This is a genomic window from Mesorhizobium sp. LEGMi-168a (assembly GCF_058312955.1).
The window spans coordinates 78,585-90,231 of record NZ_JBZEGV010000012.1; the positions used below are offsets into that span (position 1 = coordinate 78,585).

Annotated in this window: 13 protein-coding genes; 7 read left to right on the forward strand and 6 right to left on the reverse strand. The window is 64.7% G+C overall.

The genetic code is table 11. The features are described from left to right. Positions 1-34: 34 nt before the first annotated feature. A complete protein-coding gene (locus tag AC4FWB_RS17445; RefSeq protein ID WP_491027510.1) occupies positions 35-763 on the forward strand; it encodes an AzlC family ABC transporter permease in 729 nt (242 codons plus the stop codon). After that, positions 760-1,056, forward strand: coding sequence for an AzlD family protein (locus AC4FWB_RS17450; RefSeq protein ID WP_491027511.1), 297 nt, complete (start codon positions 760-762; stop codon positions 1,054-1,056). Before AC4FWB_RS17445 ends, AC4FWB_RS17450 begins: the two co-directional genes overlap by 4 nt. Before the next feature lie 150 nt (positions 1,057-1,206). On the opposite strand, the gene AC4FWB_RS17455 is transcribed toward AC4FWB_RS17450, so the two are convergent. From AC4FWB_RS17455 to AC4FWB_RS17465, 3 genes are all read right to left on the reverse strand, one after another. Then, the gene (locus tag AC4FWB_RS17455) at positions 1,207-3,051 is read right to left on the reverse strand and encodes an aminopeptidase P family protein (protein ID WP_491027512.1); all 1,845 of its coding nucleotides are present in this window, start codon (positions 3,049-3,051) and stop codon (positions 1,207-1,209) included. A 92-nt stretch (positions 3,052-3,143) separates the two neighbouring features. Further along, positions 3,144-4,016, reverse strand: a complete 873-nt coding sequence (locus AC4FWB_RS17460; RefSeq protein ID WP_491027513.1) for a 50S ribosomal protein L11 methyltransferase — start codon at positions 4,014-4,016, stop codon at positions 3,144-3,146. A 78-nt stretch (positions 4,017-4,094) separates the two neighbouring features. Then, positions 4,095-4,679 (reverse strand): SCO family protein, encoded by a 585-nt coding sequence (locus AC4FWB_RS17465; RefSeq protein WP_491027515.1) that lies wholly within the window; start codon positions 4,677-4,679, stop codon positions 4,095-4,097. Between the two features lie 244 nt (positions 4,680-4,923). Between AC4FWB_RS17465 and AC4FWB_RS17470 the strand changes: the two genes are divergently transcribed. The 3 genes from AC4FWB_RS17470 (at position 4,924) to AC4FWB_RS17480 (ending at position 6,867) form a co-directional block, all read left to right on the forward strand. Continuing rightward, entirely contained in the window at positions 4,924-5,400 is a 477-nt protein-coding gene (locus AC4FWB_RS17470) for a CreA family protein (protein ID WP_491027517.1), read from the forward strand. An 88-nt stretch (positions 5,401-5,488) separates the two neighbouring features. Continuing rightward, positions 5,489-6,130 carry a DapH/DapD/GlmU-related protein gene (locus AC4FWB_RS17475; RefSeq protein ID WP_491027519.1) on the forward strand — a complete coding sequence of 214 codons (642 nt, stop codon included), beginning with the start codon at positions 5,489-5,491 and terminating at the stop codon, positions 6,128-6,130. A gap of 308 nt (positions 6,131-6,438) precedes the next feature. Further along, positions 6,439-6,867 carry a low affinity iron permease family protein gene (locus AC4FWB_RS17480; protein ID WP_491027520.1) on the forward strand — a complete coding sequence of 143 codons (429 nt, stop codon included), beginning with the start codon at positions 6,439-6,441 and terminating at the stop codon, positions 6,865-6,867. Between the two features lie 8 nt (positions 6,868-6,875). Here the strand turns inward: AC4FWB_RS17480 and AC4FWB_RS17485 are convergent, their stop codons facing one another. Next, a complete protein-coding gene (locus AC4FWB_RS17485) occupies positions 6,876-7,742 on the reverse strand; it encodes an SDR family NAD(P)-dependent oxidoreductase (RefSeq protein WP_491027521.1) in 867 nt (288 codons plus the stop codon). A gap of 197 nt (positions 7,743-7,939) precedes the next feature. On the opposite strand from AC4FWB_RS17485, the gene AC4FWB_RS17490 reads away from it, so the two are divergent. Continuing rightward, positions 7,940-8,221: a hypothetical protein gene (locus AC4FWB_RS17490; protein ID WP_491027522.1), complete on the forward strand. Its 282-nt coding sequence runs from the start codon at positions 7,940-7,942 to the stop codon at positions 8,219-8,221. A 4-nt stretch (positions 8,222-8,225) separates the two neighbouring features. Here AC4FWB_RS17490 and AC4FWB_RS17495 read toward each other — a convergent pair whose 3' ends face one another. Then, positions 8,226-8,801: a TMEM175 family protein gene (locus AC4FWB_RS17495; protein ID WP_491027523.1), complete on the reverse strand. Its 576-nt coding sequence runs from the start codon at positions 8,799-8,801 to the stop codon at positions 8,226-8,228. A gap of 138 nt (positions 8,802-8,939) precedes the next feature. Here AC4FWB_RS17495 and AC4FWB_RS17500 point away from each other — a divergent pair, with 138 nt between their 5' ends. Next, complete coding sequence (locus tag AC4FWB_RS17500; RefSeq protein ID WP_491027524.1) at positions 8,940-10,148, forward strand: MFS transporter; 1,209 nt, start codon at positions 8,940-8,942, stop codon at positions 10,146-10,148. 25 nt (positions 10,149-10,173) lie between these two features. Here AC4FWB_RS17500 and AC4FWB_RS17505 read toward each other — a convergent pair whose 3' ends face one another. Then, complete coding sequence (locus tag AC4FWB_RS17505) at positions 10,174-11,646, reverse strand: MATE family efflux transporter (protein WP_491027525.1); 1,473 nt, start codon at positions 11,644-11,646, stop codon at positions 10,174-10,176. Between the last annotated feature and the right edge of the window lies 1 nt (position 11,647).

Genomic DNA, 11,647 nt, shown 5'->3' on the forward strand with positions numbered 1-11,647 from the left:
CACTTCTGGGCGACATGCATAGGGGAGCAGTTGAATGACGGCGGAAGCAATCTCCGAAAGCCGCGCGAGGAGCGATTTCTGGGACGGCGTGCGGCTGTCGATGCCGGTGGTCGTCGCCTCGGCGCCGTTCGCGGTGCTGTTCGGCGCTTTAGCCGTCGACAACGGCTTTTCCGTCGTCGAAGCCTTTCTGATGAGCGCCATGATCTATGGCGGCGCCAGCCAGATGGTCGGCATCGAATTGTTCGGCCAGCATGTCGCGCCGTGGCTGATCGTGCTCTCCATCTTCGCGGTGAATTTCCGCCATGTGCTCTATTCCGCCGGCATCGGCCGCCGCATCGCGCATTGGCCAGTGCTGCAGCAGGCGCTCGGCTATTTCATCCTGACCGATCCGCAATACGCCGTCGCCGAGGCGAGGGCTGCCTCCGGGCAATCCGTCGGGTTCATCTGGTATCTCGGGCTCGGCCTGCCGGTCTACGCATTCTGGGTGGCCGAAAGCGCGCTCGGCGCGGTGTTCGGCAAGCTGATCCCCGACACCCATGCGCTGGGTATCGATTTCCTGCTGCCGATCTATTTCCTCGGCCTTGTCCTCGGTTTCCGCAAGCGGCCGCTGTGGCTGCCGGTGGTCGCCGCGAGCGCTGCCGCTTCAATCGTGGCTTACAAGACGGTTGGATCGCCCTGGCACGTTTCCATCGGCGCCATCGCCGGTGTGCTGCTTGCCGTCATCCTGCCGCCGCACCACAGCGGCGTGGGGGAGCGGCCATGAGCACGACCTTCTGGATCATCCTTGCCGGCGCCGTCGCCACCTATCTGACGCGCGTCGGCGGCCACCTCGTCATCTCGCGCTTCGACAACATCCATCCGCGCGTCGAGGCGGGCCTCAACGCCGTGCCGGCGGCTGTGCTGACGACGCTGGTGGCGCCGGCCGCGCTCGGCGCCGGACCGGGCGAATGGGCAGCGCTGATCGTCACCGCTTTGGTGTCGCTGCGCGGTGGCCTGATGGCGATGTTTTTGGCCGGCGCCGCGGTGCTGATTATTGCCCGCCAGTTCGTCGGGTAGGGTGCGCTGATATTCGGATGATGCCCGCCTGCGAATGACGTTTTCCTGCGCTTCCGGTGCTCACGTACTCAGAGTACGCTCCGCTCCGGTTCTCGGAAACCGCCATTCTCGGCTCGGCCTGATCCGAATCTCACCACACCCCAAGCTGAATCAGATCTTGGCGTCATGCGGCAGCGGCGCAGTGGCTTTTTCCAGCCAGGCCAGCGTCTCGCCGTCCACCATCGGGCCGATCTCAGCCAGAACCCGCGCGTGATATTGGTCGAGCCAATGCAGTTCGTCACGCGTCAGAAGATCGGTGCGGATGAGGCGCTTGTCGATCGGCGCCAGCGTCAGCGTCTCGAAGCCATGCATGGCGATGTCGCCGCCTTCGATCTGCTCGGCCGGCGTGACCAGGATCAAGTTCTCGATGCGGATGCCGTAAGACCCTTCCTTGTAGTAGCCGGGCTCGTTGGAAAGCATCATGCCGGCAAGCAGTTTTTCGGTGCCGGTGCGGGCGATGCGTTGCGGCCCTTCGTGCACGGCAAGGTAGGAGCCGACGCCATGGCCGGTGCCGTGGGCGAAGTCGCAACCATGCTGCCATAGCGCCATGCGGGCGATGGCGTCGATCTCCGAGCCGCGCGTGCCGGCGGGGAAACGAAGCGTCGAAATGCCGATCATGCCCTTCAGCACCAGCGTGAAGCGCTCACGCATCTCCTCGGTCGGCTGGCCGATCGGCACGGTGCGGGTGATGTCGGTGGTGCCGTCCTGGTATTGCCCGCCGGAATCGAGCAGGAACAGCTCGCCGCTCTGAAGCTTGCGGCTGGTGGCGCGCGAGACGCGGTAGTGCATGATCGCGCCGTTCGGGCCGGCGCCGGAAATGGTGTCGAAGGAGACGTCGCGCAGCGGCATCTGCGTTTCCTCACCGGTCTGCCGGCGCACCTCCTCGAGCCTGGTCACGACGGCGATCTCGTCGAGCAGGCCCGGCTTCTGCCGGTCGAGCCAGCAGAGCAGCTTGGCGACCGCTGCACCGTCGCGACGATGCGCGGCGCGGCTGCCGGCGACCTCGGCCTGGTTCTTGGTGGCGCGCGGGATGCGGGCTGGATCGGCAGCTGAAACGACCGTGCCGCCATTGCCCTCGACAAGCATCTTGAGCTTTTCCGCCGCCAGCACCGGATCGAGCGCGATTTTTGCACCGCCTTTGGCAAGCCCGGCGATCGCTGCTTCGAATGCGCCTGGATCGTGCAGATCGGCAAGCTGGGTGAGATAGGCGGCGACCTGGCGCGAGAATTTGCGCTGGTCCATGAAGAGCTGGTGCTTGCCGTCGGCGGCGAGGATGGCGAAGCCGAGCGCAAGCGGCGTGTGCGCCACGTCTCCGCCTCGGATGTTGAAGGCCCAGGCGATCGAGGAGGGATCGGTGAGCACCGCATGGGTCGCGCCGTCCTTTTCGATGGCGCCCGCCAGCCGCGCCAGCTTGTCCTTGGCAAGCTCGCCGGCAAAGGCGATCGGGTGGAGTTCCACCGGCGCGCGCGGCGGTTCGGGCTGATCCTTCCAGATGATGTCGACCGGGTTCTTGTCGAGCGGCACCAGCGTCGCGCCGGACTGCTCGGCCGATGCTTTCAGCGCCTTGATCTCGCCAATCGTGTGCAGCCAGGGATCGAAACCGAGCCTTGAGCCCTTGCCGAGATTGTCCTTGATCCAGGACGGCGGGGGATTGTCGATGAGGCTTTCGATCGTGAAGATCGAAAGGTCGACCTCATTGCGCACCTGCAGCGTGTAGCGGCCGTCGACGAAGATGAAGGCGCGATCGCGCAGAATGATGGCGACGCCTGCCGAGCCGGAAAAGCCGGTCAGCCATTTCAGCCGCGCCGAGCGATCGGCGACATATTCGCCCTGATGCTCGTCCGCGCGCGGCACCATGAAGCCGTCCAGACGGTTCTCCGCCAGCCATTGGCGCAGCATCGCCACGCGCGGCTTGCCGACGGCCGGATCGCCGGCGGAATCAAAAGTCTGGAACATGGTGGCATCTCCCTCGAATGGCTTGCCGCGACCGTAGCGCATGGCCTTCCAAACCGGAATCGATTTCGGCAAGGCCAGACGATTGGACTGGCTCAGCGCTTGAGGTGGATCGTCACCCAGCCTTCGCGATGCAAGGTGCGGACGTGGCGGAAGCTCTGGCCGACATAGGCCGAGATCACCGCATCGCGCTGCCGGTCGAGGATGCCGGAGAGCACCAGCGAGCCGCCGAGCCTGATATGCTTGGCCATTTCCGGCGCCAGCCGCATCAGCGGCCGCGCCAGGATGTTGGCGACGATCAGGTCGAAGGGCGCGCGCCTGGCGAAGATCGGGTGGTGGAAACCAGGTGCGGTAACCGCCTCGACCAGCGCCTTCACGTGGTTGAGGCGGGCATTGGCTGCGGCGACGCGGACTGCGACCGGATCGATGTCGGTCGCCAGCACAGGGATGTGCGCGAGCTTCGCCAGCGCTATCGCCAGCACCGCGCTTCCCGTTCCGAGATCGAGCGCGTTGCGCGGGCGTTCGCGCAGCACCACCTGTTCCAGCATTTCCAGGCAGCCGGCGGTGGTGCCGTGATGGCCGGTGCCGAAGGCAAGGCCCGCCTCGATCTCGATGGCGAGATCGCTGCTGTGGCGCTTGCCGCGATCATGCGCGCCATGGACGAAGAAACGCCCGGCGCGGACTGGCTTCAGTCCTTCGAGCGAGCGCGCGACCCAGTCGATGTCGGGGAGCGCTTCGCGTTCGACCGGCTTCGGCAAAGCGAGGCCAGCGAGGATGTCGTTGATCCGGGCTTCGACTGCATCGACGTCGCCATCGGCATAGAGCGAGACTTCGTGGATGTCGTTGGCCTCGTCGACTTCCAGTACGGCAAGCGGCAGGCCTTCGTCCTCGAAGGCGGCATCGAGCGCCGCGAAGATGCGGTCGGCCTCGATCTTGGTCGCGATGAAATGGAGCCTGGTCTGCGCCATCAGGGCGACTCTTGTTCAAGCATGATCATTTCCGAGAACCGGTTCCCACTTCTTGCTACGCTGACCTTCGGTTCGGGATCATGCTTGGCCGCCCGCCGCCAGCCGCTTCAGCTTGGCAATGGCGGTGTCGGCGCTTTCGCCATAGGCGATGGTGCCGGCAAACTCGCCCTTGGCGTTGAGCAGCAGCACCGAGGCCGTGTGGTCCATCGTGTAGTCGCCGTCGCCGGTGTCGACCTTTTTCCAGTAGATGCCGAAGGCTTTGGCCATGGCATGGACCTTGTCCGGATCGCCGGTGATGCCGGTGATGCGATCGGAGAAATTGCTGACATAGGAATTGATGATCTCCGGCGTGTCGCGCTCAGGGTCCACCGTGACGAAGTAGGCGTTGAGGTTCTTGCCGCTGTCGCCCATCGTCTTCAGCCAGCCGGCCATTTCGAACAGCGTGGTCGGGCAGACTTCCGGGCAATGGGTGAAGCCGAAGAAGACGACGCTTGGATGACCTCGGAACGCAGCCTCGGTGATCGGCGCTTTTTTCTGGTCGATCAGCGTGAACGGAGCGCCATAGGGCTCGCCGCCATAGTGGCCGCGGTACCAGTCAAAGGTGAGCCAGCCTATGCCCGCCGCCATCAGGACGAGAATGCCGACCAGAATTGAGCGCATCATCAGAAACTATCCGTCGATCGTCGTGGCGCGCCGGGTTGGGCACGAACCACGTTTTGGCGACAGTCTTAACGGTTCGGCGGCGCGTGCGCAAAGATGTCGCGTTGCCGCAACCATCATGACCCGCCGGCCGTCAGCGGGGGCCGGAGCCTCGTGGCCTCACCGTCGTCGAGCGGCTTGCAAATGCCATGGTCTTATCCCACCTGACATCGGCTAAAACGAACTCGAGGAGGCCTCCTTGCGAAAAATGATCGGCTTATTCGCCGCATGTCTTGCGCTCAGCGCCGGTACCGCGGCTGCCGACGAGGTCGGCAAGGTCGGCGTCGACTGGGTCGGAAACGACATCATGGTCGACGCGATCAAGGATCCGAAAGTCGACGGCGTCACCTGCCATGTCGCCTATTTCGATCGCAGCATCATCGACCGGCTGCACAAGGGCAATTGGTTCGAGGATCCGTCGGATTCCTCGATCTCCTGCCGCCAAACAGGCCCGATCACAATCGGCGACATCGACATGAGCGAGGGCGGCGAAGAGGTGTTCAAGCAGGGCCTCAGCCTGATCTGGAAGAAGCAGGTGGTGAACCGCATCTACGACAAGAAGAACGAGACGCTGATCTACCTCTCGCATTCGCGCCAGGTGCAGAACGGCTCGGCGAAGATGTCGGTCACCACCGTGCCGCTCTATGGCCAGAACATCGTGTGGACGAAGGGCAAGCCGCAGTAGGCATTGGGGACAGTCGCGACCTGGATTGGTCACGCCCTTGCAAGGGCGATGGCTTGCGGGGCGGTCGCGCCCGGCGTAAAGCCGCGCCATGGACCGCCCTGAACACCTCGTGCTGAAAGATCCGGAGCCGCGCATCCATCCGACGGCGGAGCTGAAGGGGTGCAAGCTCGGCCGCTATGCCTCGATCGGCGAGCGGGTGATCCTGCGCGACGTGACGGTCGGCGACTTCTCCTATTTCGAGCGGCATTCGGAGGCGATCTATACGACGATCGGCAAGTTCTGCTCGATTGCCGCCAACAGCCGCATCAACGCGCTCGAGCATCCGATCGAGCGGTTGACCCAGCACAAGGTCAGCTACCGGCCGAACGAGTATTTCCGCTGGCTTGGCGTCGACGCGGCATTTCGCGAGCGGCGGCAGGCAAAGCAGGTCAGCATCGGGCACGATGTCTGGATCGGCCACGGCGCCGTCGTCATGCCAGGGGTTACGATCGGCAACGGCGCCGTCATCGGCGCCAATGCGGTGGTGACGCATGACGTGCCGCCTTACGCAATCGTTGCCGGCGTTCCGGCGAAACCGCTGCGGCTGCGGTTCGCCGCCGCCACGGCGGCGCGCATCGAAGGCCTTGCCTGGTGGGACTGGGCGCCGGAGAAACTCGCCAGGGCGGTCCCGGACATGCAGTCGTTGCCGATCGAGGCCTTCCTCGATCGCTGGGAAAACGAAACGTCCTGAGGCAGCCGTCGAAAAGACTGCTACGGAAAGGCAAACCCAGTTCAAGAGACGGTGCCCCTTCCGCCATGCGGGGGTGGCGCAGCGGAAGGGGCTGGAGGTAAACCGCCGTGAAGCGGAAGGAGCAGGCTTTTTGACCTGCACCAGCACTATGGCAACAAACGAATAAGGTGTTTTTTCGCGACCCTACGCCTGTCGCGTGTATTCGATTGCAAGCATGTGCAAGCGGAAAATTCGATCGGCGGGAACCGGAAAGGCTGGCGCCTTGTTTCTCTCGAAATGCCGCGCGATGGCGGCTCGTCGAGGGATCGATGATCGAGAAACTTTTCACCAGCGTTGCCAGTCGGGTGGCTCACCTGGCCGGCATGCCGCCGACCTTCGCCATCTGCGTGCTGATCGTGCTGGTCTGGGTGGTGACCGGTCCGTTTTTCGGTTTCTCGGATACGTGGCAGTTGGTCATCAACACCGGCACCACCATCGTCACCTTCCTGATGGTGTTCCTCATCCAGAACACGCAGAATCGGGATGGCGCCGCTATTCAGACCAAGCTCGACGAGTTGATCCGCGTCAGCCGCGGCCACAGTCAGTTTATCGGCATCGAGCATCTGACCGAATCCGAGGTCGAGGAGATTCGCGCCAAATGTGAAGCGGCGGCAAAACGGCACGACCGCAAGATTGCCGAGACCGCTGCCAAGAAGGCCGTGGCGGGAAAGCACGACTCCAAGACGAAAGCAGCTTGAACGGCCTGTCAGCGGTTCATGAAGGCCGCGAACGCGTCCTTGTGGTCCGGATGCCAGCGGGACAGGGCGGGGCGGTTTTCGATGATGTCGCCGATCGCCCAGGCCATGCGCTTTTCGTCCATCGGCCGCGCGACCTCGTTGTCCGGGCACAGGATGTAGAAGTCGCCGTGCTTGAGCGAAGCCAGCATGAAATCGATCACCTGCTCGCCCGTCCAGGCGCCGGCCGGCTTTTCCGTCGCGCCCTCGGTCAGGCCGGTATAGGTGAAGCCAGGAATGAGCAGATGGGCCGAGACCTTTGCGCCAGGCTCGTTGCGTAGCGCATGCGCCAGCCCCTCGGTGAATGTCTTCACGCCGGCCTTGGAGACGTTGTAGGCGAGATTGCCGGGCGGCGTGGTGATGCCTTGCTTGGAGCCGGTATTGATGATCAGGCCGGGCCCGCCCGCGGCCAGCATGCGCGGCGCGAAGGCCTCGACGCCATGCACGACGCCCCAGAAATTGACGTCCAGCAGCCGCTTCCAGGCATCACGGTTTTCCCACGGCTTGCCCGGATTGTAGCCGACGCCGGCATTGTTCATCAGCACCGAGACCGCGCCGAATGCGCCATGGGTGAGTTCCGCTAGCCGGTCGACCTCATCGAGCTTGGAGACGTCGGTGGGGATCGGGAGAACGGCATCGTCCCCGGCAATGGCGGCGACCGCCTGCCGCGCCTGGTCGAGGCGCACGCCACCGATATCGGCAATCACGGTCTTCATGCCGATGGCCGCGAACCGCTTGGCGGCGGCAAGGCCGATGCCGCTGGCGCCACCGGTGATGACGGCGACATTGCCGGAGGCGAAAGCGGGGAGGGCGGTCTGGATTTCGGCGTCGCTGGTCATGGTCGATGTCCTTGTTCGGGGGTCGAGCCGAACTTAACGCCGGTCGAGGCCGAGACAAGCCTCGATCGCCGCAATGGTCGACCGCGATGGCGGCAACGGGTCGACCGCGATGGCGGCAACGGGTTGACCGCAATGGTGGCAACGGGTTGACCGCGATAGCTCGCGCCGCGCATGCTGCTCAGAAAAGGAGTTCGGTTTTGACCGATTGGATCGGCATCCTGAAGGAGCAGACCGCCACCGGCGACCAGATGGGCCGCGAGGTGCCGAAAATGCTCGCCAATCCCGATATCAGCGAGGCGCAGATCAAGACACTGTTCGCCGCGCTGGAGAAACAGGCTGACTTCGCCGAGAAGCTGCGTCTGGCGCTGGAGAAGTTCGGCCACGATTTTCCCGTCATCAAGGCGGCCGAGCGGCTGGAGGAGCGCTATGCCGACCTGGCCGCTTCCGTTGCCGAGAAGCTGAAGGCGATGCGGCAGTAGGACGCTATTTTTCGATCAGACGTTCGAAACGCTTGTCTGGCGCGAACCAGATGGTCGCCACCAGCACGTAGATGGCCACGCCGATCCATTGACTGACGAAGGTCAGCGCTATTCCGGCCAGATAGAGGGCCAGCGAAATCTTGCCCTTGCGATCCTGGCCCACGGCCCGGGCAAAGGTCGTCTCGGCGCCGTGCAGATGGCGCAGCTTGATGACCAGGATGTTGTAGGCAACGGCGCAGAGTGCCAGATCGACACCATAGACGGCGACCGGCACCGGGGCGAAATGATTTTCGCCCATGAAGGCCGTGGTCACCGGCATCAGCGACAGCCAGAAAAGAAGGTTGAGGTTCGCCCACAAGACCCGGCCGTCCACGCGCTGCACGGTGTGGAACATGTTGTGCAGGTTGTTCCAGTAAATGCCGACATTGACGAAGGACAGCACGTAGCTGAAGAAAATCGGCCAAAGCGGCGCCAGCGCGGCCAGATCCTCGCCGTGCGGCACTTTCAGCTCCAGCACCATGATGGTGATGATGATGGCGACGACGCCATCGGTGAATGCTTCGACCCGTCCCTTGCCCATGGTTCCTCCTTCGTCGGCCGACAGACGTTACGCAAGGATCTCGCGCAAGACCATACTGCCAGGATTGTCAGGAGGGCGTTCGGAATGCGGAACAGCGCCACTACATAGCCGTTGGGCCTACAACCAGCGGAGGTCTCCATGACCAGCTACGCTCGGATCATGACGCGCGACAATGAACTCGGCGGCGGCGTCGCCATGGCAGCGGTTGCCGCCATGATTGCGGCGCTCTTTGCCGGCAGCACGGCTTTGACACCGCTCTACGTGATCTACAAGCAAGCCTTCGGCTTCTCGCAGGTGACGCTGACGCTGGTCTATGCCGTCTATGTGGTCGGCAACCTGGCGGCGCTGCTGTTCTTCGGCCGATTGTCGGACGTCATCGGCCGCCGTCCGGCGGCAATGACGGCGATGGCCGTCGCCGTGGTCAGCGCGCTGTTTTTCCTCTTCGCCGAAAACCTGGCGTGGCTCGACATCGCCCGCATCCTGAGCGGGCTCGGCATCGGCATCGGCGCGGGGACCGGCACGGCCTGGCTTGCCGAGCTGATCGAAAGCGAGGACAAGTCGCGCGCCGCCATCGTCGCCACCAGCACCAACTTCGTTGGTCTCGGCCTCGGTGCGCTGGTCTCGGGACTGCTCGCCGAATATGCGCCTTGGCCGCTCAGGCTGACATTCGCCGTCTATCTCGCCCTGCTGGCGCTGGTCACGCTGCTGATCTGGCGTACGCGCGAGACGGTGTCCGAGCCGGGACGGCTTTCCGACGTGCCGATGCGGCCGCGGCTTTCGGTTCCCGACAGCATCCGCGCGCGGTTCGTCGCGCCCGCGGTCACCGGATTCGGCGCAATGGCTCTCGTCGGCTTCTATGCGGCGCTGGCGCCGAGCATTCTGGCGCAGCAGCTGCATGTCACCAATCACGCTGAAGCCGGCGCGCTGTTCTTCGAATTGTCGGCGGTGACCGCCGCGACGATCCTGGCAACGGCGCGTCTTGCCAGCCGCACCGTCATGCTGGCGGCACTTGTCCTGATGATCCCGACGGTGGCGGTGGTCGTCGCGGCACAGGTCTTTGCTTCGATGGCGATCATGATCGTGGCCACCGCGCTCTGCGGCGTGGCCGCGGCGCTCGGCTATCGCGGCGGCCTGCAGGTGGTGAACCAGATCGCGCCCGCGAGGCGCCGCGCCGAAGTGGTCTCGGCCTTCTTCGTCTGCTGCTTCTGCGGCAATGCGCTGCCGGTCATCGGCATCGGCGTGCTGTCGAGCTGGACGAATGCGACCGTCGCAAGCCTCGCCTTCGCCGGCATGATCACGATCTTCTCGTTGGTGGCGCTGGGGTTCGGCGCGCGCTACGCGCGGTGATCTCGATCGGCGGACGGCCTCGCCGTCAGCTGGTCGGCGTCTCCGGCAGGAGCTGCGCGCGCTGGCGCGGCACGCCGAGGCCGGTGTCCGGCGGCTCGCCCGCGGCCGGGCGGCCCTCGATCATATGCATGGTCCGCCAGCGGCCGAAGCGATAGTAGGCGGCGGCAAGCACCAGCGAGGCGATCGAGCCTGCCGGGAAACACCACCACAGCGCCTCCTGGCCGATCACGCTTCGCATGGAATAGGCAAAGCCGGTGCGCACGAGCAGCACCGAGATGATCAGGATGACCAGCGGCGGCATGACTGCTCCGGTGGCGCGCACCGTGGCGAAGAGCACGATGGTGACGCCGAACAGGATGAAGGACCAGGACGCCACCTTGTTGATGTGGGCGGCAATGTCGATCGCCGTGCTGTCGCCGCTCAAGAAAAGGCCGAGCACCGGGCGGTCGAAGAGGAAAATCAGCGCCACCAGCGCGCCGGTAAGCATGAGGTTGAAGCCCACGCCCGAAGCGGCGACCTTGCCGATGCGGTCCCAGCGTCCGGCGCCGACATTCTGCGCCGCCATCGAGGAGACGGCGGCGCCGATGGCCAAGGCCGGCATCTGGATGTAGGTCCAGAGCTGCGCCGCGATGCCGTAGGCGGCGGCGACCTGCGAGCCGTAGGAGTTGACGATCCCCATCACGGTCAGCGCCGCGGCCGAGATGACGATCATCTGCAGGCCCATCGGGATGCCCTTGAAGACGACGATGCGCAAAAGCGACGGATCGGGCCTGAGCAAAGTGAGATCGCTGCCTGCCAGCCGCAGCGGGTGCTTGCGCGCATAGAGCACGATCAGGATGGCGATCACGCTGACCGTCTGGCCTACAAGCGTCGAGGTGGCCGAGCCGGCGATGCCGAGCTCGGGGAAGGGGCCGATGCCGCGGATCAAGAGCGGGTTCAACACGACATCGAGCACGACCGCCAACGCCATGAAAAAGAACGGCGTGCGTGAATCGCCGGCGCCGCGCAGCACCGTCATGACGAAGGACAACAGGTTCATCATCGGCACGGCGACGAAGATGATGCGCAGATAGGCGCGCGCCAGCGGCAAGGCGTCCGCCGGCGTGCCGAGCCCGGTGAGGATGGCGTCGACCCAGACCCAGCCGCAGACAGCGAACAGCACGGAAACCAGGAAGAAGAAGGTGGCGCTGGTGCCGACGATGCGCCGCGCCTCCGGCAGGTCGCGGGCGCCGACGGACTGCGCGACCAGGATGGTTGCCGCCATGCCGATGCCGAACACCGTGCCGAGGATCAGGAACAGCACCAGGTTGGCGTTGGAGGTCGCCGTCAGCGCCGCCTCGCCGAGGAAACGGCCGACCCAGACCGCGTTGATCGAGCCGTTGAGCGACTGCAGCACGTTGGAGCCCAGCACCGGCAGGGCGAACAAAAGCAGCGTGCGCGGAATGGGGCCGCTGGTCAGGTCGCGGGTGCGTCCGCGAGCGGGCTTCTCGTCATCCATG

Excerpts from the sequence above, each read along its gene's own strand:
- AC4FWB_RS17475 (WP_491027519.1), top strand. The coding sequence starts at position 5,489 with ATGGACCGCCCTGAACACCTCGTGCTGAAAGATCCGGAGCCGCGCATC.
- AC4FWB_RS17445 (WP_491027510.1), top strand. The coding sequence starts at position 35 with ATGACGGCGGAAGCAATCTCCGAAAGCCGCGCGAGGAGCGATTTCTGG.
- AC4FWB_RS17480 (WP_491027520.1), top strand. The coding sequence starts at position 6,439 with ATGATCGAGAAACTTTTCACCAGCGTTGCCAGTCGGGTGGCTCACCTG.
- AC4FWB_RS17505 (WP_491027525.1), bottom strand. The coding sequence starts at position 11,646 with ATGGATGACGAGAAGCCCGCTCGCGGACGCACCCGCGACCTGACCAGC.
- AC4FWB_RS17460 (WP_491027513.1), bottom strand. The coding sequence starts at position 4,016 with ATGGCGCAGACCAGGCTCCATTTCATCGCGACCAAGATCGAGGCCGAC.
- AC4FWB_RS17450 (WP_491027511.1), top strand. The coding sequence starts at position 760 with ATGAGCACGACCTTCTGGATCATCCTTGCCGGCGCCGTCGCCACCTAT.
- AC4FWB_RS17455 (WP_491027512.1), bottom strand. The coding sequence starts at position 3,051 with ATGTTCCAGACTTTTGATTCCGCCGGCGATCCGGCCGTCGGCAAGCCG.
- AC4FWB_RS17485 (WP_491027521.1), bottom strand. The coding sequence starts at position 7,742 with ATGACCAGCGACGCCGAAATCCAGACCGCCCTCCCCGCTTTCGCCTCC.
- AC4FWB_RS17465 (WP_491027515.1), bottom strand. The coding sequence starts at position 4,679 with ATGATGCGCTCAATTCTGGTCGGCATTCTCGTCCTGATGGCGGCGGGC.
- AC4FWB_RS17500 (WP_491027524.1), top strand. The coding sequence starts at position 8,940 with ATGACCAGCTACGCTCGGATCATGACGCGCGACAATGAACTCGGCGGC.
- AC4FWB_RS17495 (WP_491027523.1), bottom strand. The coding sequence starts at position 8,801 with ATGGGCAAGGGACGGGTCGAAGCATTCACCGATGGCGTCGTCGCCATC.
- AC4FWB_RS17470 (WP_491027517.1), top strand. The coding sequence starts at position 4,924 with ATGATCGGCTTATTCGCCGCATGTCTTGCGCTCAGCGCCGGTACCGCG.